At 67.0% G+C, this 21,036-nt stretch carries 19 protein-coding genes; 3 read left to right on the top strand and 16 right to left on the bottom strand.

The features are described 5' to 3' along the window. Positions 1-17: 17 nt before the first annotated feature. Positions 18-1,640 (bottom strand): PglL family O-oligosaccharyltransferase, encoded by a 1,623-nt coding sequence (locus HHL11_RS03050; RefSeq protein ID WP_169416972.1) that lies wholly within the window; start codon positions 1,638-1,640, stop codon positions 18-20. Between the two features lie 10 nt (positions 1,641-1,650). Then, on the bottom strand, positions 1,651-2,790 hold the full coding sequence (locus HHL11_RS03045) for a glycosyltransferase family 9 protein (protein ID WP_169416971.1): 1,140 nt from the start codon (positions 2,788-2,790) through the stop codon (positions 1,651-1,653). Positions 2,791-2,851: 61 nt separating this feature from the next. Here HHL11_RS03045 and HHL11_RS03040 point away from each other — a divergent pair, with 61 nt between their 5' ends. From HHL11_RS03040 to HHL11_RS03030, 3 genes are all read left to right on the top strand, one after another. Then, positions 2,852-3,820, top strand: coding sequence for a glycosyltransferase family 9 protein (locus HHL11_RS03040; RefSeq protein ID WP_169416970.1), 969 nt, complete (start codon positions 2,852-2,854; stop codon positions 3,818-3,820). Further along, positions 3,813-4,985: a glycosyltransferase family protein gene (locus HHL11_RS03035; protein ID WP_169416969.1), complete on the top strand. Its 1,173-nt coding sequence runs from the start codon at positions 3,813-3,815 to the stop codon at positions 4,983-4,985. Before HHL11_RS03040 ends, HHL11_RS03035 begins: the two co-directional genes overlap by 8 nt. 97 nt (positions 4,986-5,082) lie before the next feature. Beyond that, positions 5,083-5,784, top strand: coding sequence for a class I SAM-dependent methyltransferase (locus HHL11_RS03030; protein WP_169416968.1), 702 nt, complete (start codon positions 5,083-5,085; stop codon positions 5,782-5,784). Here the strand turns inward: HHL11_RS03030 and HHL11_RS03025 are convergent. The 14 genes from HHL11_RS03025 to HHL11_RS02960 all read right to left on the bottom strand — a co-directional run bounded on the left by HHL11_RS03025 (position 5,781) and on the right by HHL11_RS02960 (position 21,023). Beyond that, complete coding sequence (locus HHL11_RS03025) at positions 5,781-7,064, bottom strand: oligosaccharide flippase family protein (protein WP_169416967.1); 1,284 nt, start codon at positions 7,062-7,064, stop codon at positions 5,781-5,783. The genes HHL11_RS03030 and HHL11_RS03025 overlap by 4 nt on opposite strands. Next, positions 7,061-7,981, bottom strand: coding sequence for an NAD-dependent epimerase/dehydratase family protein (locus HHL11_RS03020; protein WP_169416966.1), 921 nt, complete (start codon positions 7,979-7,981; stop codon positions 7,061-7,063). The genes HHL11_RS03025 and HHL11_RS03020 overlap by 4 nt, the downstream gene beginning before the upstream one ends. Continuing rightward, positions 7,978-9,174: a class I SAM-dependent methyltransferase gene (locus tag HHL11_RS03015; protein WP_169416965.1), complete on the bottom strand. Its 1,197-nt coding sequence runs from the start codon at positions 9,172-9,174 to the stop codon at positions 7,978-7,980. Before HHL11_RS03015 ends, HHL11_RS03020 begins: the two co-directional genes overlap by 4 nt. A 10-nt stretch (positions 9,175-9,184) precedes the next feature. Next, on the bottom strand, positions 9,185-9,937 hold the full coding sequence (locus tag HHL11_RS03010) for a sugar phosphate nucleotidyltransferase (protein WP_169416964.1): 753 nt from the start codon (positions 9,935-9,937) through the stop codon (positions 9,185-9,187). 1 nt (position 9,938) lies between these two features. Continuing rightward, positions 9,939-10,871, bottom strand: coding sequence for an NAD-dependent epimerase/dehydratase family protein (locus tag HHL11_RS03005; RefSeq protein WP_169416963.1), 933 nt, complete (start codon positions 10,869-10,871; stop codon positions 9,939-9,941). A gap of 25 nt (positions 10,872-10,896) precedes the next feature. Next, positions 10,897-11,877 carry a GHMP family kinase ATP-binding protein gene (locus HHL11_RS03000; protein ID WP_169416962.1) on the bottom strand — a complete coding sequence of 327 codons (981 nt, stop codon included), beginning with the start codon at positions 11,875-11,877 and terminating at the stop codon, positions 10,897-10,899. Beyond that, positions 11,874-13,184 (bottom strand): glycosyltransferase, encoded by a 1,311-nt coding sequence (locus HHL11_RS02995; protein ID WP_169416961.1) that lies wholly within the window; start codon positions 13,182-13,184, stop codon positions 11,874-11,876. The genes HHL11_RS03000 and HHL11_RS02995 overlap by 4 nt, the downstream gene beginning before the upstream one ends. Beyond that, positions 13,185-14,360, bottom strand: coding sequence for a hypothetical protein (locus HHL11_RS02990; protein WP_169416960.1), 1,176 nt, complete (start codon positions 14,358-14,360; stop codon positions 13,185-13,187). Continuing rightward, positions 14,357-15,190, bottom strand: a complete 834-nt coding sequence (locus HHL11_RS02985; RefSeq protein WP_169416959.1) for a hypothetical protein — start codon at positions 15,188-15,190, stop codon at positions 14,357-14,359. Before HHL11_RS02985 ends, HHL11_RS02990 begins: the two co-directional genes overlap by 4 nt. After that, positions 15,187-16,335: a glycosyltransferase family 2 protein gene (locus tag HHL11_RS02980; RefSeq protein WP_342593165.1), complete on the bottom strand. Its 1,149-nt coding sequence runs from the start codon at positions 16,333-16,335 to the stop codon at positions 15,187-15,189. Before HHL11_RS02980 ends, HHL11_RS02985 begins: the two co-directional genes overlap by 4 nt. 179 nt (positions 16,336-16,514) lie before the next feature. Then, positions 16,515-16,994, bottom strand: coding sequence for a pilin (locus HHL11_RS02975; RefSeq protein WP_169416957.1), 480 nt, complete (start codon positions 16,992-16,994; stop codon positions 16,515-16,517). Between the two features lie 207 nt (positions 16,995-17,201). Further along, positions 17,202-17,681: a pilin gene (locus HHL11_RS02970; RefSeq protein WP_169416956.1), complete on the bottom strand. Its 480-nt coding sequence runs from the start codon at positions 17,679-17,681 to the stop codon at positions 17,202-17,204. Between the two features lie 145 nt (positions 17,682-17,826). Next, on the bottom strand, positions 17,827-20,235 hold the full coding sequence (locus tag HHL11_RS02965; RefSeq protein ID WP_169416955.1) for a GspE/PulE family protein: 2,409 nt from the start codon (positions 20,233-20,235) through the stop codon (positions 17,827-17,829). After that, positions 20,232-21,023, bottom strand: a complete 792-nt coding sequence (locus HHL11_RS02960) for a 3',5'-cyclic-nucleotide phosphodiesterase (protein ID WP_169416954.1) — start codon at positions 21,021-21,023, stop codon at positions 20,232-20,234. Before HHL11_RS02960 ends, HHL11_RS02965 begins: the two co-directional genes overlap by 4 nt. Positions 21,024-21,036: the final 13 nt, after the last annotated feature.

Genomic DNA, 21,036 nt, shown 5'->3' with positions numbered 1-21,036 from the left:
CTTTCACCGCCCCTCCCTCAAGACCCCGGCGCCCCCAACAGCGGCGAGGGCTTCTTCTGCGCCTCCCGCCACGCCTCGTAGTCCTTCGGGAACGCCGCCCGATAGCGCGCCAGATCCAGCACCGCCTCGTCGTCCCGCCCCAGCAGCACCAGACTCTCGATCGCCCGCTCGATCACGCGCGGCTCCGGCGAGTAGTGCAGCATCTGTTCCGACAGCGTGAACACCTCCGGCGCATTGGCGCGCGTGGCGCCGAGCAGCGTGAGTTCCGCGAAACGGGCCTGCGAGCGGAACAGCCAGGACTTGCGCACGTGGTCCAGCGTGTCCTCGCGCCACATGGCGCGCCGCTGCTCCGGCTCCAGGTAGATCTGGCTCACGCGCTGGTAGTCCCAGGCCGCATAAGCGGTCACCCCGAACAGCACGCACACCACGGCGATGAAGCCCGGCGAGCGACCCGCGGCCTCGTCACGTGGCGCGATGAGCCAGCCCAGCGCGGCGCCGACCACGATCTGGAAGGGCCCGTACCAGAGCGGGTACTCCAGCAGGCTGTGCAGCAGCACCAGCGCCAGCAGCGCCCAGGCCAGGCGCCGCAGCGGGGCCTGCTCGTGGCGGGGCTGCTGGCGCCAGGCCCAGAGCAGCGCGATCGCGCACAGCACCAGCGCCGCCGGCACGCCCAGTTCCACCGCCAGGTGCAGCGGCAGGTTGTGCGCGTTGTCCAGGATGTCGCAGAAGCGAGCGCCCGGGTACAGCGTCATGAAGTGCGCGTAATCGAGGTCGCCCCAGCCCCAGCCCGTGAGCGGCCGCAGCGCGATCAGCCGCAGCACGTTGGACCACAGCACCAGCCGGCTGGTGCAGGGGTCGCCGCCCTCGATGCGGCCCCATAGCGTGCGCGCGGGCAGCACGCCGGTGATGGCGCGCAGCAACTCCGGCAGCATCCAGGTGGCGGCGAAATAGGCGATGCCCGCGGCCAGGCAAAGCTGCAGGCGGTCGCGCCGCTGCGGCCCCTGCCACACGGCAGCCAGCAAGGTGAGCATGAATCCCTGCACGATGCCGGTCCGCGACACCGAGGCCGCGCTCGCCACCGCCAGCAGCACCATCAGCGCGAAGGCCGCCGCGCGCGGCAGCCGCAGCGTCCCGAACAGCAGCACCGCCGCGCCGATCCAGCACAGGCTGCCGAAGTGGTTCGGCTGCCGCAGGTTGGCGTAGGCCTCGCCGACCTGCGCCCCGTTCACCCAGGGCCGCAGCGGCTCGGCCAAGCCGAAGTATTGGAGCAGCGCGATGACGGCGCTGGCGCTGGCGGCCAGCAGCAGCCCCAGTTGCAAGGCCTGCCCGATGTCCGGGTCGTCGACGATGCCGGCCGCCAGCACGACCAGCGCCAGCCCCGCCGCCAGAAAGACGGTCTCGGGCTGCACCTTCGCATGCGACACCACGGCCCACAGCACCGTCCCGACCGCGATGGCCAGCAACCCGGGCCGCGCCAGCGGCCCCGGCGCGCGCGCGAGCAGGCACAGCGCGAGCAGGCAGGCGCAACTCGTGAGCCATGGGTCCACCGCCGGCGATGGGCCGGCGGAGAAGGGGTTGAGCCAGGGGAGCGCGGCCAGCAGGGTGCCGGCGACGAGGCGCGGCATGACGGGACGAGGCATGGACAAATCGCTAACGCTGTTCCATCGGCTGCGCGACGCCGGCCAGCGCGAACAGGGCTTCACTGACCGCGTTGACGGAAATGCGCTCCATGCAGTCGACCGGCCCTGGCGGATATTCGAAGCCGAGGTTGAGGAATTCGCAGCCGGCCGGATCGTCCGGAGCCAGCGCGATGCTGCGACCACCAACCGGCCCCCAGCGGCGGCGGCTGGTCGGGCCGTGCAGCGCCACCAGCGGCGCACCGAGGACGCCCGCGAGATGCATCACCCCGGTATTGACGGCAACGACTGCGGCGGCGCCTTGCAAAGCGGCGGCCAGCTGCGGCAGCGACAATTCGCCCGCGAGCGACCGCACCGGCAAGCCAGGGGCGCAGGCGGCGACGAGCCGGGCCGCCTTGTCGCGATCGGCCGGCGCGCCCGAAACGAACACCGACATTCCAGCGCCGGCAGCGCGCTGCGCGATCTCGGCCCACCGCGCCAGCGGCCACTCCCGCGAGGGATAGCGGAAGCCGCTGGCCCATGGATGGAGGATCACGTAGGGCGCATGCTGCGCCAGGGCGGCAGGCGCCAGGCCAACTGGCTTCAGCGCCCGGGCCGGAGGCGCGGGATGCACATCGCACAAGGGCGCCAGCAGGCGCTGGAAGTTTTCCAGTTCATGCACGTCGCTGCCGTGGGGAACCGTGCTGTCGTAGGCGTAGTGGCGGCCCTGGCCCGGCGTGGCGAAACCGATGGTGAAGCGGCTGCGCGAGAGGGCACACAGCAGCGCGTACCAGCGGGGCCACTGGCCGATGTCGATCATCACGTCCACCGGCACACTGCGGATCGCGGCGATGGCGGCGGCCGGCTGCGTGAGCGGCACCTCCACCACTTGCGCGATCCCGTCGAACAGTTCGACGGCGCCCCGGTTGCCGCGCGATGCAAAAACCACGATCTCCGCGCCCGGGATGGCCGCTCGCAGGCTGGCCGGCAAGGTGCCTGCCAGCAGCGTGTCGCCAATGGTCTCGAACATCATCAGGCCGAAACGCCGGGGCGCCTGCGGCAATGCGCGCCGGCGCCGCAGCAGGCCCAGCGTCCAGAGCAATGGCGTACCGGCCACGCGGTCGACGAGCCGCGGCAAGGCGCCTTCTCGGATGCGGGACAGGGCGGACGGCATGGCTGGTGCGGGATTGTGCCAGCCCACCCGGTATAGTCCCCGGCGGGGGACGCAACAAGCGATGAAGGTGCTGCTGTGGAAGATAGGCGCGCTGGGCGACGTGGTGATGACCACGCCGCTCCTGCGCCAGCTGCGCGCGCGCCTGCCGGATGCGCAGATCGACTACCTGGTGGGCCGCGGCGTCCGCGTGGTGCTCGATGGCAACCCGCACCTGAGCCGCGTGCTGGAGTTCGACGAGCGCATCCTTTTTGGCGGCCAGGTGTCGCGCCTTGGCGAAATCCTGGAAAAGCTGCGCGGCTACGACGCCGTGTACGTCCTCGACAAGCACTGGGTGTTCACCCTGCTGGCGTGGCTCGCACGAGTGCCGCGGCGAATCGGTTTTCGCCGCCGCGCCGCGGAGGGCCTGTTCCTCACGCACACCGTGCGGTATGGCGAGGTTGCCCACGAGGTCGATTACTACCTGCGGTTGCTCGCGGCGAGCGGCCTGGAGGTGGATGCGTCGGACCGGCGGCTCGAACTTCCTCCCGCCACCGCCTACCCGCTGGCCCGGCCTTACACGGTGCTCGTGAACTCGGGCGGCCGCAATGCGAACGAGCAATCGAGCGTGCGGCAGTTGCCCGTGGATCTGTTCCGCGCGCTCGCCCTGCGCGTCGCGCGCGAGCAGCAGGTGGTGTTCGTCGGGTCCGCGCCGGAGCGCGCCTACTACGACGCGCTCCGCGTGCCGGACGCTATCAACCTGTGCGGCAGCATCAGCCTGCCACAGGTGTGGGGCGTGCTGCAAGGGGCAACGCGCGTTTACAGCACCGATTGCGGCTTGATGCACATGGCCGGCGCGCTGAACGCCAACGTCACGGGGATCTTCGGGCCCACGCACCCGCGGCGCAAGTGCCCGCCGGGTGCGCGCTCCGTGTGGAGCGACGAGGCACGCTACGACGCCGCCTACGAGTTGTTCGGCCGCATTCCGCGGGGGCACCACTACTTCGGCGAGCTGACCGTCGACGCGCTGTCCGAGAATGCCTGCCATGAATGACAAGCAGATCACGATGATCTCCGTGATGCCGGACGTGCACGGCGGTATCGGCCATCACGTCGGTTACCACCAAAGCGTGGGCAACGCGGCGCGAGCCTGCGGCTGGCGACATGTCGCGCTGGTCTCCACCAGTCATGGGCTGGCCCGCTTGCCGGAGAGCTGGCGCGCGGTCCTGGATACCGGCCTGCTCACGACCGGGCTCCCGCAGGTCCTGGCACGCGGCAAGGCGTTCGCGCTGCTGGGTGACATGCGCCGCTTCACCGATACGCTGGTGCAGGCGGTCCAGGAAGAACTGCGCCTTGGCGCCGCGGGCGAATGCATCGTCTTCCTCGACGACTTCAATGGTCCGCAACTGCTGGCGATCCGCCAGGCCATGCGCCGGCTGCCGAAGGAGCGCCTGCATTTCTGGTTCCTGTACCGCTACGACCCCGCTGCGCGCGGAATAGCCGGCAAGCTGTACCAGCGCGCCGTCGCTTCGTTGATCCGGCTGTTCCCGAACGGGCGCTTCCGCATGCTGACCGACAGCGTTCCGCTTGCGACGGAGCTGAAGTCCACCTTCGGCATGCCAGCCCACGTAATGCCGATCCCGCACACCAGTGCGCAGGCGTCACGCACGCTCGCGCGCGACCCGGACGAAATCATCTGCTGGTGGCCCGGCGCGCCGCGCCCGGACAAAGGCCTGGATGTGATGCAGCGACTTGCACAGGCGCCGGCCCCCGTTCCTGCCGGCCGGCGCATCCGGCTCGCGCTGTCCGAAGCCGCCAACATCGCCAGCGGCGTCGGCGTGACGGTGCAGGCTCTGCCGCGTCACTTGAGCAGCGGCGACTACGATGCCTGGCTGCATACCGCCGATGTCTTGCTGATGCCCTACGACCGGCAGCGCTATCGGCTCGCAACCTCGGGCATCTTCGCGGAGTGCGTGGCCGCCGGGAAAATCCCGCTCGTGACGGATGGCACGTGGATGGCGTTCGAACTGGATCGCCACGATCTGCGGGAGCTGGTGTGCGACTGGTCGGACCCGGCAGGAACCTTGGCAACCATCCGGCGGGCTGCCGAAGACCCTGAATTGCGCCAGAAGCTTTCACGCATGCGCGAGAGCTTCCTCGAGTTCCACAGCGAGGGAGCGTACGCGCGCGAGTTGCGGGGCCTGGCGAGCAACCCGTGAATGCGCGAATCCTTAGGCTCGCCCGGGCTGCACGCATAATGACGCAAGCTCGACCTTACCCGCGTCCTTAGGCTCTCCAAGTCACAGCAGGCAGATTTTGCTTCCTCGCGCCAAGCAGACCCTCTTCGAACAGTTGCCAGCGAGCGGCTCGCTGCTGGATATCGGCTGCCTGGGTTTTGCCCAGATCGAGGCGGCCAGGCGCGCCGGGCGATCAGACCTGCGCCATTTCGGCGTCGACTATGCGCCCGCCGCGCCTACCGACGTGCCGGAGGGCTTCGTCTTTCGAGAGGCGGACTTGCGCACCGACGCGCTACCGTTCGAGGACGACCAGTTCGATGCCGTTGTCGCGAACCACGTGATGGAACACGTTCCCGACCCGATCGCCCTGGTCATGGAATGCGTGCGCGTTTGCCGACCGGGCGGTCGGGTCTATCTGGAAGCACCGTCCGAGCGATCGCTCTGGTTGCCCGGCGTGCCGTTTCGGCACGACCTCTTCTGCAGCTTCTCCTACTACGATGACCCGACCCACAATTCGCGGCCGTGGACACCGCAAAGCCTCTACCGCCTGGCGCGCTACCTGGGCTGCGATACGCTGGCAACCGGCCATGTGACATCGGCGAAATATCGGCTCGCCTTTCCGGTCCTGCTGCCGTGGTACTTCCTGACCCGCAACGTGCTGGGCCTGGAGCAGCTGCTGTGGCACACGATCGGGTGGGCTGCTTATGCGCTGATCGAGAAACCTGCGTCGCTCGCAGGCAAGCCGCAGTTCAAGTATTACATTCCGAGTCGCCGCGGCTAGCGCGCGGCGCGAACGGCGTGCCACTGCATCAGCCAAGCGAGCGTGACCAGGATGGTCTCGGCAGCGAGCGCTGACAAGGCCGTGCCCAGGATGGACAGGGATGGCACCAATGCGACGTTGAGCAGCAGGCTGGCTGCAGCGGCACAAGCCGTGGCGAGCACGATCTGCCGGTCCAGGCGGAGCGCGACCACGCCCCAGGAATAGATCTGGCCGACGAACACCACGAGGCGGCCCGCTGCGAAGACGAAAAACGGCACCAGCCCTGGCAGATAGCGCTCGCCGAGGAGGTGCGTGAAGATCCAGGGCGAGAGCCCGAGAAGCGCCAAGCCAACGAGGACGGCAAAAGCGAGATAGGCCTTGAGCAGCTCCTTCTGGTGTGCCCACAAGGCGTCCAGTCCCTCTTCATGCAGCCAGCGAACGAGCCGCGGAAGCAGCAGGCTGTTGATGCTTGCAAACACGACCTCCAGGCCGCTGGCGAAGAGCAGGCAGACCCGCAGGATGCCGGCGGCGGAGTCGCCCTGCAGCCAGGCAAGCAGCGAGACCGGCAGCACCGTGTACACCAGGGTCAGCGCTGCGAGCAGCCAGTAGCGCCAACTCTGCGCGAGCAGGCGCACAAGCAGGACGCGGATTTCCGCCCAGTGCGTGAAGAAAGTAGCCGGGTTGAGATGGACGAGCCGGCAGGCGAGCATGCAAGCGCTGACGGCTGCCACGCTGCCGACGACCGCTGCCACCAGCAGGTCGGAGCCCACAGGCATCTCGGGATGGAAAGCTACCGCGTAGGTAAGGGCAACCAGCAGGGATGTCCCCGCCGTGATGGCCGCAAAGCGTGGCATCTGTTCGATGGACTGGAACAGGAAAGGCAGCTGAAGCGCGAGTACGACGAGAAGCAGGGCGCCCAGCATCCATGCCATCCGCACTGGGCCTGCCGGCACCAGCAGGAAAACGCCGACGATCCAGCCGACAGCCAGCAAGAGCGCAATTCCAGTCCGAAAAACCAGCACTGAACGCAGCACGTTGGCCGGCTTTTCCTGGCCAGCTGCCACCAGGCGCACGCTTACGGCGTCAAAACCTCCGTTGAACGAAAGCGCCAGCTGCTGCACCAGAGCCTGTACCTGTGCGCTGACGCCCAGGTTGGCAGGCCCGAGGCACCGCGCCGCGTAGGTGTTGGCGAACAACATCAGCACGTTGGACGCCATGTTGAGGCCGGTAACCCACAAGGCGCTGACCGCGAAACGCGAACGAAACGCCTGTCTCCAGCGCGGCGCTGTGTCCTGGCTCACCGCAGGTAAGCCTGCTCCTGGAAGAACCAGGCGATCGTGCGGTCGAGACCCTCAGCCAGGCTGGTTTTAAGGTAGCCCGGCACCAGCCGCTGCGCCTTGGCTACGTCCAGGCACTTGGAACGCGCGCCCACATAGCGAGCCGTGTCGTACTGCACCCGCGCCGGGTCGTAGCCCACGATCTCGCAGATCGCGTCGACAAAGCTGCGGATCGACGTTTCCTCGCCGGCCCCCAGGTTCACCAGCTCGTTGTCAACGCCAGGCACCAGCGCCAGCATCGCGTCGACGAAGTCGTCCACGTACACGATCTCGCGCTTCTGATGGCCGTCGCCCCACAGCACCACCGGGTCGCCCAGCTCCTTGCCCCGGATGATCTTGCGCACCAGGTCGAAGATGAAGTGCATCTGGCGGCCATCCGTGTGGTAGCCGGGCCCGTACAGCGTGGAAGGCACCACGCTCAGCCAGCGCAGGTCGTACTGCTTGGCGAGCGCCCGAGCCCCCTGGTACAGCATGCGCTTTGTCATCGCATAGGTGTACAGGCTGTCGATCGGCTCGCCGTCCATGTAGTTCTCTTCCACCAGCGGCGCGTCGGGCGCGTAGGCGCAGCTGGTTCCGATGAAGACCAGTTTGGCCTGCGGCTGCACCGCGGACCACCAGGCCAGGACGTTGGTGTTGATCTGCTGGTTGATGACCCACTGCTCGCCAGGATGGTGCAGGCAGAAGTCACCGGCCTGCGTCCAGGCCGCGAGGTGGAACACCAGGTCGTAGCGGCGCGGCTGCAGCGCCTCGAGGCTGCCCTGCTTCGTAAGGTCGCAGTTGCGCGAGTTGAGCACCACGAGTTCGTGGCCCTGGTCGCGCAGCTTGCGGCACAGGTGCGTGCCGAGGAAGCCCGTGCCGCCGGTGACGAGGACCTGGCTCATTGCGGGTCCACCGGGAAGTAGAACTCCACGCCCTGCTCAATCAGCGCGCGGTTGTTGGCGAGGATCTCCTTCTTGAAGTTCCAGGCCAGCACGTAGTAGATGTCCGGCGGCGCCGGCAGCTCGGACTCGATGCGGATCGGAATGTGCATGCCGGGCGAATAGAGGTCCCGCCGCAGTTCGTTCTTTTCCACCAGGCACTCGATGGTTTCGGTGCCGATGCCGAAGTAGTTCAGCAGCGTGTTGCCCTTCACCGGCGCGCCCATGCCGAAGATGCGCTTGCCGCTGGCGCGCGCGGCGTGCAGGTAGGCGCGATCACGTTCCCTGACTTGCGCGACACGTCTGGCAAAGTCGTGGTACGCCTCGATGGTGTTGCAGCCGCTCGCTGCCTCTTGCGCAAGCATGCGCTGCAGCCGCTCCGACACGGGCCGCTCGCCCGGATGACCGACGCTGGCAATGATGGAGCCGCCGTGGATTGGCGCGAGATAGGCGTCGAAGAGTTCCAGGCCATGCCGCTTCAACAACACCGAGATCGTCTCCAGCGTGTAGTACAGGAGGTGCTCGTGGTAGATCTGGTCGAAGGCAAGATTCTCCATGATGCTCTTCATGTAGAGGAACTGCACCACGAACACGCCGTTCGGCTGCAGGCCTTCGCGCACGGCCTCGGTCACCGAGTGCAGTTCCTCCAAGTGGAAGAAGACGCCGGAGGCATTGATCACGTCGAACCGACGTCCGATGTCGCGCAGGGTCTGCAGGTTGAAGAAGGCCTGGTGGGTCGGAACGCCAGCCTCGTTGGCGCGGCGCGCGGTGCCCGCGGACGATTCCACGCCCAGCACGTCCCAGCCCAGCGCCTGGAAGTGCTTCAGCTGGGTGCCGTCGTTGGAGCCAATGTCCAGAACGGACTTGAGCGGGCGATCGGCGAAGAAGCGCTGGTCCACTTCCTGCGCCACGTTCCGGAAATGCTCGGAGAGCGAACGGGTCACGCCGGAGAGGTAGGTGTGATCCCCGAACATGACCTCCTTCTTGACCGTGTAGTCCAGCTGCGAGGTATGGCAGGCGTTGCAATACAGCAGGTGCAGCGGGTAGTACGGCTCCTTGCCGACTTCTTCGGGGCGCAGGAAGTGGTTGCACCAGGGCTGCTGCCCCAGGTCGAGGACCGGTTGCAGGTCGGTGGAGTCGCAGACGCGGCAATGCATGGACGGCGCTTCAGGATTTGGGCTGGAACCAGGAGGGATTGTCACGGATGAAAGCATCGGCCTGCGCCAGCGACGCCTCCGTGCCGATGTCGAGGAAAGCGCCGCGCGAGCTCGCCACCCGCACGCGCTGGCCGCTCGCGACCAGGCCCGGGAACACTTCGGTCTCAAAACTGAGCGACGCGCTGGTAACCGGCAGACCCGTGACGGTGGCATGCGGAAGCAGGTATACCCCGGCATTGACCAGGCCGGGTACGGATTCGCCGCGCTTCTCGGCAAAGGCCCACAGGCTGGAATCGGTCGCCACGTCCAGGGTCCCGTAGCGGCCCGCGTCGTCCACCTGCACGGCCAGGATGGCCCCGGCGCACCCCGGGTCACGGGAAGCCGCGAACAGCGGCGCGAGCGGCACCAGCGCCAGCGAATCGCCATTGAGCACCAATGCATTGGCAGGCGCGGGCCGTTCCTGCCGCCATGCGTGCAGAAAGCCCCCCGCCGTGCCGCGCGGTTCCGGCTCGATCACCGTCCGCAGTTCCACGCCCGGGAGGTCCAGGGATTCGGCGAACGCCTGCACCTGGTCGCCGGCGTATCCGGCCGCCAGCACGATGCGCCGCACGCCCTGCCCCTGCAGGTAGCGGATCACCCATTCCAGAAACGGCTTGCCAGCCACCGGCGCCAGTGGCTTGGGCCGGCCCTGCAGCAGGTGGCGGATGCGCGTTCCCAGCCCGCCGACCAGGATGACCGCCAGCTCAGGCGCATCAGCGTGCATGTCAGACGTTACCGTAACGCGAGTCGCGCAGGATCACGTACCCCTTGAGCAGTTCGCGGATACCGCGGTCCAGGCTCCACTGCGTGACGAAACCGGTCGAAGCCAGCCGCGCGTTCGACACGATGTAGTCGCGCTTGTCCGGGTCCTCGCCGATCGGCGCTTCCAGGTAGGTGAAGCCGGGCACGTGCCGCTGGATCAGCGCGCACAGTTCCAGCTTGGAGAGGTTGGCGTCGTCGAGCCCCACGTTGTAGGGGCGGCCGCGCATCGCCTCGAAGTTTTCCAGCGCGTGCAGGAAAACGCGAGCGACGTCCTGGATGTGGATGTAGTTGCGCTTGAAGTGGCCTTCGAAGATCACGACGGCGCGGTCACGCAGGGCACGATAGGTGAAATCGTTGACCAGCAGGTCGAGACGCATGCGCGGCGACATGCCGAACACTGTCGCCAGCCGGAAGGTCGCGCTGTTCTCGCGCTGCAGCACTGCCGTCTCGGCATTCACCTTCGTCACGCCATACAGCGAGAGCGGCCGCAGCGGGCTTTCTTCCGTGCAGGCCTTGGCCTTCTCGCCGATGCCATAGCCGCTGTTGGACACGGGCATCAGGATGCGCTGGTCCTTGCTGGCGATGCGGCACAGCATCTCCACCGCGTCCTGGTTGATCGTCTGCGCACCGACCGGATCGATCTTGCACAGGGGCGCACCCACCAGCGCGGCGAGCGGGATGATGACGTCCGCCTTGGCGACGAGGCGCTCCATGGTCGCCTGGTCGCGGCAGTCGCCCCGCTCCACCTGGAAGGCGTCGTAGCTGCAGCATTCGGCCAGCGTCGGCTGGTTGAACATGAAGTTGTCCAGCACCGTCACGGCATGCCCCGCCTGGAGCAGCTTGGGCACGAGCACGGAGCCGATGTAGCCGGCCCCGCCGGTCACGAGGATGTTCATGGATGGTCCCTCTCTGGAGATGTCTTTATGCGTGGACGACCGTGCTGCCGGCCGCATTGATGCCGATCGGCACTTCGTGATAGCTCCGCAATGCCGCGCGCACCGCGGTCTGCCGCTCGGGCGGCACCAGCAGCAGCATGAAGCCGCCACCACCGGCGCCCAGCAGCTTGCCGCCGAGCGCGCCCGCCGTCATGCCGAGATCGTAGAGCTTGTCGATCTCGGGGTTGCTCACCGAGGCATCGAGCTTGCGCTTCTCGACCCAGCTGTCGTTCAGCAGTTGCGCGAACACCGCGAGACTGCCCGAACCGGTCAGCACGCCGTGCGCCTTGTCGACCAGGCCCAGCATCTTGCGCAGCGTCGGGCGATTGTCCGCCAGCTTGTCCAGTTTGGCCTTCTCCACCTCCTGCGCGTGCCGCGTGCGCCCGGTGAAGTACAGCAGCATGCTGTCGTTCAGCTCGCGCAGGCGCGTCTCGCCGATGGCGATGCGCTCCACGTTGAAGTCGCCGCGGCCGGAGAACTGCACGATGTTGAGGCCGCCGTAAGCGGCGAAGACCTGGTCCTGCAAACCCACTGTCTCCTGCAGTACCTCGCGCTCGATGTGGATCGCGCAGCGCGCCAGTTCCTCGTTGCCGACGCAGCGGCCCTGCAGGGCGTGCAGGCCCTTGATCAGGCCCACCGTGAAACTCGAGGAGGAGCCGAGGCCGCTGAAGGACGGCAGGTCGGACGCAAGATTGACTTCGACGTCCTGGTGGACGCCGCAATAGCGCAGGATCTCGCGGAACGGCCGGTGCTCGATGCTGTCCAGGTCGGGTGCCAGTTCGACCTTGCGGTAGGAGAAGCGAATCTTGTGGTCGAACAGCCAGGACGGCAGGTGCGAAACCGTGTGGTAAATGTACTTGTTGATCGCCGTGCCCAGCACCGCACCGCCGTTCTCGGCGAAGAACTCGGGGAAATCGGTGCCGCCGCCAAAGAAGCTGACCCTCAGGGGTGTGCGGATGATGATCATGGCGCGATGGACGATGTCCGTTGGGAAGTGATTGGCGCGCTGGCTGCCGGCCCAGGCGCCGCGCGGCCCAGGAGCTCCTGCACCCGCTCCAGGCTCTGCGCGGCGCATTCGCGCCAGCGCCACGCAGGCATGGCGCGCACCACGCCCGCTGCGCCGGAGTGGGCGTCCGTCATGAGCCGGTCGGACAGGTCCTTCTCCGAGCGGGGATCGAACAGTCGTACGCCGTCGTCCGCCAGTTCGCGGAACGCGGGGATGTCACTGGCCAGCACGCGGCAGCCGCGCGTGCGGGCCTCCACCAGTGGCAAGCCGAAGCCCTCGAACAGCGACGGCAACACCAGGGCGCGCGCATGCTGGTACGCGTAGGCGATCTCGGCATCATTTGCATCGTGCAAGGCGAGCACCGGACAGCCCCTCGCGGCCAGCGCAGCGAGCCGTTGCGCGACATCGGCGCACTCCGGCGTCCTGCGACCCAGGACCAGGAGGCCAAACGTTTCGCCTTGCGCCCAAAGTGCCTCGCATGACCGCAGCAGCAGGCGATGGTTCTTCTTCGGCTCCAGCGAGCCGACGGTCGCATAGGCCGGCGCCGGGCGGGCGAGGAAATCGCGCAAGGCAGGGCGGACTTCGCCCGCCAGTTGCGGTGCCGGATCGCTGCCCAGGCGAATATGCGCGGTAGGCGGAAGCCGCCAGCCCCTCTTTTGCGCATGGGCACGCAGCGCTTGCTCCGTGCTCGCAGAGTTGCACAGGAGCGCATCGCTCGTCCCGACCGCATCCTGGAGCCAGTAGTTGAAGGCGTTGCGCACCCAGGGCACGCAGAATTCGGGAGCCTCGATCGGCATCAGGTCGTGGATCAGCGGCACCACCACGGCGCCCTGGGCACGTGCCCGCCGCGCGGCGGGCCAGACGGGATAGTTCCAGCTGCCGTCGACCATCAGCAGCAGGTCGCCCGGCCGCGGATCCACGGCGGGCAAACCGGCCGCTGCAGCATCGAATGCGCGGCCAGCAGCCGCTTGCCAGATCGGCCGGACCAGGGGCCAGGGCAGGCGCAAGACCTGCTCGATGGCCGGCTTGGCGATCCCCGTGGCAAAACGCAGCAGCGCGCTGGTGGACGCGGCGTTCCGCACAGACGGGGCCAGGGGCGCCCGCCGCAAGCCAGTGGCAGCGCAGGCGACTGTCTCGAAGCCCAGGCCCGCGTCAGCCGCAACGCCCGGAAATTCCTCCGCCAGCCGCCGTACCGTGCGCGAAATGCCGGCTGTATCGGCCTGCGTGCGAGTATGCGTGACGTCGAACAGGACGCGGCGCAGGCGCATTCAGATTTCCCGCTCCCAAGGCAGGCCGGCGCGCCCCTTGATGTTGCAGTCCATATGGAAGCCCGGTGCGACGACGCTGGCCTTGGTTCCAACTTGCACCATGTTCAGGGCACGGATGTACTTGAACATCACGCGGCCGTCGTCCATGGCGTAGAGGCGCATGTCGGACTCACTGTAGAAGCGGCGATAGCCGACCGGCAGGACCGTGGTGGTCGCGTTTCCGGGCGGGAACAGCCGAGGGCACTGTTTCTCCACTGCGTCCAGCGCGGCCTCGACCTCGGCCGGAATCTGCGGCTTTGCCGGTGCAGCCTTCCCCGCGAGGCGATCGAGGCGGCACACGAGGAACCCGCGCGGGTCCTTGTCCGAAATCTGCTGGTCGGGCGCTGCGCCCACCGCCGTCAGGCCCACGGACGCAACGACGCGGCAGGAAGAGCGGCGGATCCGCAGGCCGAAGTCGGCAATGCCCAGGTCGAGAGCGTCGGCCTGGTCGTCCGGCATGTCGCGCTCGTTCGCGTTCCGGTTCGCCGACGGGACGACGCCGTAGATGACCGGCGAGGCGTCCAGCAGTCTGTGCACGCGCCGCAGGTCATCTGCCTGGTCGGGTCTACCTGCCTGGGAGGACAGGTTCATCCAGCGCGAATCCGGATGGAACGAGGGCGCGATCAGCGAATACGAGATGCCGCTCAGGGAGATATAGGTTGCGGGCGTCTCGCGCAGATCCTTCGGCACGTCGATGCCGAACGCAGGGCCGTCGCGCCAGGGTGCCAAGCCCCATGAGCGCCAGGGCTGTACTTCATGGAGCAGGCCCACCTGCGCCAGCAGCATGAAGGCCGCCGCGCCCAGCCGCGCGCCCTGGCGCACGGGTAGGTGATGCAGCATTGCGATGCACAGCGGCCCGACGATGAGGAGCATCGGCATGAAGTAGCGGCCGTTGCCGCTGGTAACCAGCCACGGAACGAAGCTGAGTGCAACGCAGGCCAGCAGTGCGAGCGTTCGCGTGACCGCAGGCGCGCGCAGGCGCACGCGCCACGCAATCCAGGCGAGCACCAGCGCCAGGACGAAAACGAAGCGGAAATCGGGTGCCAGAATTTCGGCATAGACGCCGCCGGCCGGCACTGCCATGCCGATCGGACGCACCAGCGCATCCAGCAGGGTGTCAGGCTCGAAGCGGATCATGGCACCAGCCCCAGGGAAGCACGTAGCGCTGCGAACTGCGGTTCGAAGAAGGGGTAGAACGGATTGCCGAAAGCCTTCCACAGCTGGAAGCCCCAAGGTGCGAGCGCCAGGGCGAATCCGAACAAGGTCCAGATGCCACCATGTATGGCCTGAACGACCCGGCCGGGCCAGCGCGCACCGGCGAGCAGCCACAGCAATGGCAGCAGCAGGGCGAGGGGCCCGTTGCTCAGCTTGAATGCAACGGAGATGCCCGCCAGCAGACCGGAAAGCGCGACGGCTCTCGCTGCGGTCAACCAGCTTGGGCGCTCCTCTTGCGGCTGCGCAGCCAGCAGCGCTACCGCGACGGCCCACACGAACGGCACGGAAACGAGTCCGTCATTGGTCGTCGTGTCCAGCAGGGAGAGGAACAGCTCGCCCGAAAAGCCCAGGGCGACGGCCGTAATCCGCATCGCGGTGGCGTACCAGCTACGGCCCGGGATGCAGGAGCGCGCAATCAGCCACAAGGCCGGCAAGGCCACGAGGTGCAGCGTGACGATCACGACGCCGGCAATGCTGCCCGGCACGTTGTGTTGGAACAATTTCCAGGCCGGCCAGTACAGGTAGGGGTACTGGTAGCCTTGGTAGGACGCGGCCAGGAAGTCGCGATCGAAGCGCGGGTGTTCCGCGGTCCAGCCCAGGTAGATGTGGTGGTTCAGCGCATCCCAGCTCAGGCCAATGCCGCCCAGCGCGACCGGGATGCTCGCGAGCGCGATCCAGACGATGGCGAAGGTGAGCGCGAGTTCCGCGCCCGGCCCCGGGGCGCGCATTCCGCGCAGGACGGCCGCGTTCATGGCGCGCGGCGCGAACGCCAGGAAGACAGCAGGGCGCCGGCGAACAGCGAGCCCATGGCGACCTCGGAGCCGATCGCGATCAGCGTGACGGCCGGGATGACCGAGCGCATGGTCTCCAGCGGATTCAGGGCGCCGAAGCCAGCGCGTCCCCAGTCGAGGGTGATGGCCAGCGACCAGACCAGGCCCGCGAGGAACAGCGCCAGCCCGGACAGCAGGCCGTTCTCGATGGAGAACAGTGGCGACCCTCGTTCCATCCACTTCGGCTCCGCCACCATCCCGGCCAGCACGGCCAGCCATTTGGTGAGCAGGGCAAAGGCGAGCATCTGCACGCCGAGGATGACGGCCGCGCCGGCATACAGCATCGAGTGGATGCCGAGGTGGGTCGCGCCGGCGGACGTGAGGCCGGCGAGCATCGCGCCACCGCCGGCCAGCAGCAAGGCCAGGCCGGGATAGAGGAACAGCCAGCGCGGACAGAACAGGAACATGAAGCGCAGGTGGCGCCAGCCGTCGCGCCAGGTGCGCAGGTGCGGCGGCCGGCCCCGGCCGTCGGGCCGCAGCGTGGTGGGCACTTCCTCGATCCGCAGGCCGGCCAGCGCCGCCTTGGCCACCATCTCACTGGCGAACTCCATGCCGGGCGTCAGCAGCCCGAGCTTCTGGATGGCAGCGCGCGAGAAGCCGCGCAGGCCGCAATGGAAGTCGCCGATGTTGGTCCGGAAGAACAGGCGGCCCACGAAGCTGAGAACCGGGTTGCCCAGGTAGCGGTGCAGGAAGGGCATGGCGCCCTGCTCGATGCCACCGCGGAAGCGGTTGCCCATGACCAGGTCGGCACCCTCGCGCAGCTTGGCGACGAAAGCCTGCAGCCGGGAGAAGTCGTAGCTGTCGTCGGCGTCGCCCATGATTACGTAGCGGCCGCGTGCCTCGCTGATGCCGCCGATCAGGGCCGCGCCGTAGCCGCGCTCGGAGACGGGCACCACGCGCGCGCCGGCGGCCTCGGCCAGCGCCTGGGAGCCGTCGGTGGAGCCGTTGTCGGCCACCAGCACTTCGCCGTGGACGCCTGCTGCGCGCAGGAAGTTCCGCGCCGCCTCGACGCACTTCGCCACGGTCCTCGCCTCGTTCAGGCAAGGCATCAATACGGTCAGTTCCACTCCACCCTCTTCCATCTGTGCGCTCGCGCGGCCACCCGGTCTACCGGGATTCTTTCCGCAAGCGAGGACTCGCTGCAAGCGCCATGCCATCGCCGGCGTGAATCTGTCGGGCCAGCGTCGCGGGCGCACCATAAAAAAGAGCGGCCGAAGCCGCTCTGTCGCAATCTGCTGGCGCTGGATCAGCCGCGGCAGGAGCCGGGCAGGAACTTGGCCTGGATGCCGTTGGTGCCAGCGGGGCCGCAGACCCACTTGAACACCGGGGAGCCCATGTGGCCGTTGGAAGCCGGGTTCTTCGTGGTCGAGGCGTCCTGGTAGGGGACCAGCTGGACGATCTTGGAGTCGATGTTGTTGTCGCTGAAGCCGGTGGCCGTCACGCTGATCGTGCCGATCGAGTCGGTGTGCACAGCGGCGACGTACTTGCTGGTCTGCGAAGAAGATTCGCAGCCCCAGCCGTCGGCGGACGGCGTGCTCGAGCCGGACTGGTACACCTCGGTGATGGTCGTGCGGCAAGCGGAGGCGGCCAGGACCACTTCCGACATCTTGGCGCGCTTGGTGTAGTCCTGGTACGCGGGCAGGGCCACGGCAGCCAGGATACCGATGATCGCGACCACGATCATCAGTTCGATCAGGGTGAAGCCCTGTTGCAGTTGACGCTTCATGAGTAACCTCCGTTGTTGCGAAAAGCAGGTGGGTAGTGCAATCGCTGTGCCAGCGATAGGCGTGGATTTTTCGCAGACAAACGGCCGCCCACCGACCCGCTTCTGACGCTCAGCGCCTGGAGGTGACATCTTTGTCGACCAGATCGGGCTTGATAGTCAAAAAAAAGAGCGGCCGAAGCCGCTCTTTCGCTATTGCTGCGTGCTGGATCAGCCGCGGCAGGAGCCGGGCAGGAACTTGGCCTGGATGCCGTTGGTCGTAGCCGGGCCGCAGACCCACTTGAACACCGGGGAGCCCATGTGGCCGTTGGAAGCCGGGTTCTTGGTGGTCGAGGCGTCTTGGTAGGGGATCAGCTGGACGATCTTGGAGTCGATGTTGTTGTCGCTGAAACCGGTGGCCGTCACGCTGATCGTGCCGATCGAGTCGGTGTGCACAGCGGCGACGTACTTGCTGGTCTGCGAAGAAGATTCGCAGCCCCAGCCGTCGGCGGACGGCGTGCTCGAGCCGGACTGGTACACCTCGGTGATGGTCGTGCGGCAAGCGGAGGCGGCCAGGACCACTTCCGACATCTTGGCGCGCTTGGTGTAGTCCTGGTACGCGGGCAGGGCCACGGCAGCCAGGATACCGATGATCGCGACCACGATCATCAGTTCGATCAGGGTAAAGCCCTGTTGCAGTTGACGCTTCATGAATACCTCCAGAAATATGTGTGTGCGAAGCGGAGAAGATTCCGCAAGCGCCGTGCCATGTGTCTGAGCGTGAAGAAAGTCACGCTCGACCACCCCGGAGTGACACTTTCCGGCCGCGCTGCCGGACAAATCGTGTCCGAGGTGACTATTTGATGCAGACCGAACGGACCTGCTTCAGGTCGGTCAGGCCCATCATGATCTTTTCCATGCCGTCCATCTTCAGCGTGCGCATGCCGCTGGCGACGGACTGCTGGAACAGGTCGGCCACCCGGGCCCGCTCCTGGATCAATTTCTTGACGTCGTCGTCGGCGACCAGCAGTTCATGCAGGCCGACCCGGCCCTTGTAGCCGGTCTTGTTGCACTTCTCGCAGCCGACGGCGCGATAGAACTTCAGGTTGCCGTCCTGGCCGTAGTTCTCGACCCAGGTCTCGTAGAGCTTCTGCGACTCGCCGCCGAAATCGACCGTCCAGGGGCCCGTGTGCTGCAGGTCCTGCGCGTACTCCTTGATGAAGCTGCGCAGTTCCTCCTGCGAAGGCGTGTACGACTCCTTGCACTCGCACAGGCGCTTGGCCAGGCGCTGCGCCAGGATGCCGAGCAGGGCGTCGGCGAAGTTGAACGGGTCCATCCCCATGTCCAGCAGGCGGGTGATGGACTCCGGCGCGGAGTTGGTGTGCAGCGTGGAGAACACCAGGTGGCCGGTGAGCGAGGCTTCCACGCCCATGGACACGGTTTCCTTGTCGCGCGACTCGCCCACCATGATGATGTCCGGGTCGGCGCGCAGGAAGGCGCGCATCACCAGCGCGAAGTCGATGCCGGCCTTCTTGTTCACCTGCACCTGGCGCAGGCCCTTCTGCGTGATTTCCACCGGATCCTCCGCCGTCCAGATCTTGGTTTCCGGCGTGTTGAGGAACTTCAGGATGGAGTGCAGCGTGGTCGTCTTGCCCGAACCCGTGGGGCCACAGACATAGAACAGGCCATAGGGCTTGCTGACCGTCTGCTCCAGCCGCTCCTTGTTGTGCGTGGTGAGCCCCAGCTTCTCCAGCGGGATCGGCTCGCCGGCGGCCAGGATCCGCATCACGATGTCCTCGACGCCGCCGGCGGAAGGAATGGTCGCGACGCGCAGCTCGATGTCCAGCGGCCCGTACTTCTTGAACTTGATCTTGCCGTCCTGCGGCCTGCGGCGCTCGGAGATGTCGAGGTCGCACATGATCTTCAGGCGCGTCACCAGCGCCTGGCGGAAGTGCGCGGGCACTTCCACGTAAGGCATCAGCGTGCCGTCGATGCGCAGGCGGATGCCGGTCTTCTGCTTGCCCGGCAGCGGCTCGATGTGGATGTCCGAGGCGCGCTGGTTGTAGGCGTCGATGATGATCTTGTTGACGAACTTGACCAGCTCGTTGTCCGCCGCGGCGGACTCGAGCGCGCTGTCGTCGTCATCGTCGCCGCCGATCGGCGCGTTCAGGTCGGCCAGCAAGTCCTCGACCGATTCGCCCATGTCCGGCCCGCCCCAGAGCTGGGCCACCGTCTCCTCGAACTCGGCCTGCGTCGTGACGCGCCAGGCAAGCTTGTTCGCGCGCGGGAACACCTGCGGCACGATGCGCGAGCTGCGCACCGCTTCCGGATCCAGGCACATCAGCACCAGGCCTTCCGGCGTTTCCTCCAGCGGCACCCAGCCCTGCTCGGTGACGAACTCGCGTTTCAGCGCACCCTGCAACATCTCGGAACGGATGCGGCTGGCGTTGAAGGGCTCGTAGGGAAAGCCGAAGAACTTGGACAGCGAAGGCCCGATCTGCGCCGGGCGGATCGAGTAGTCCGCCATCAGCACCTTTTCGACCGGCTCCGACTCCTCGCGGGCCTTCTGCACTGCGTTCTGCAGTTCCTCGTGCGTGAGCACGCCGTCGGCGATCAGGCCATCATATTTCGTCGACTTGCGGCGCGCGCTGTCGGCGGCGCGCTGCATGCGCTGGCGGATCGCCGTGGCCAGCGTGTTGCAAAGCTGCGTGGCGCCTTCGACCTCGAGGTCGCCGAACGGCGCGTCGCTCTTGTTGTTGATCACCTGCAGCACGCCGTGCAGCGTGTCGCCATCGAGGATGGGCACCACCAGCATCTGCTTGGTGCGATAGCCGGAGCGCTTGTCCACTTCCTTCAGGAAGCTGAGGCTGGGGTGGATGCGCTTGAGCGCCTCGTCGTCGTAGACGTCGGCGATGTTGACCATCTGCTTGGTCAGCGCCACGTAGCCGGCCACGCTCTGCGGGCTGATCGGCAGCTTCAGGTCGCGGCTCGCATTGAGGCCGGTCTTGATCTTGGAGACGATCGCCGTGTGATCGTCGTTCACGGCGTACAGCGTCAGCCGGTCGGCGTTCAGGAGCTTGCAGATGTCCTGGCTCGCCTCCAGCATGATCTCGTCGACGTTCTCCGTCGCGTGGATGCGGGTGGTGACGTGCTGCAGCTGGCGGAAGAACAGGGCCTCGAAGGAGATGCCGCGCTTGTCCGGCGGCAACTGCTGGGAGCTGAGGAATTCCTGTTCGGCGTTGTTGTTCTTGAGGACCGCGTTCATAACTTGAATTCCTGGCCTGCCCGCAGCCAGCGGATGTCATGCACGACGTTGGGACCGAAAGGCTGCGTTTGGTCGAAGCGCTGGATCTCCGCCATGATCAGCTCGGTCTCGGCAGGCTTGGTGTGCGTGATGTAGATCGGGAACTTCTTGCCCTTGTCGATGCAATCCAGTTCCTCGGCGAGCGCCAGCGGCGACAGGTGCAGGCTGCGGCGCGCGAGGTCCTGCTCCCGGTTGGAGAAGGCCGTCTCGATGACCAGCGCGGCCACGTCCAGCTGGTTGATGCGCCGCCAGAAAGCGGGGTTGCGCTCGGTGTCGCCGGTGAACACCCAGCAGCCCTGGCCGTTGGCGATGGCGTAGCCGCAGGCCGGCACCGTGTGCACCGCGGGCAGCACCTCGATGGACTTGCCGCCCAGCTCCAGGGTCTGGCCCACGTGGACTTCGTGGAAACTCACGAACGGTGCCTCGGGCGAGGGGATGACGCTGAAATCGGGCCAGATGACGTTGTTGAAGATGTGCGTCTTCAGCGCCTGCAAGGTCCCGGGCAGCGCGGAGATGCGGATCGGCGCGGTGAGTTGCGAAGCAATGGAGTCGACCATCAGCGGCAGGGCTGCCACGTGGTCGAGGTGCGAGTGGGTGAGGAACACGTGCCGGATGGCGCGCATCTCCTCCAGGCTGAGGTCGCCCACGCCGGTGCCCGCGTCCACGAGGACGTCCCCGTCGATCAGGAACGACGTGGTCCGGCAGTCCCTGGCGATCGCGCCGGAACAGCCCAGCACCCGCACCCTCATTCAGCGCCCCCCA

Source organism: Ramlibacter agri (assembly GCF_012927085.1).
GTDB lineage: Bacteria > Pseudomonadota > Gammaproteobacteria > Burkholderiales > Burkholderiaceae_C > Ramlibacter > Ramlibacter agri.
This window is presented reverse-complemented; position numbering and strand designations above follow the sequence as displayed.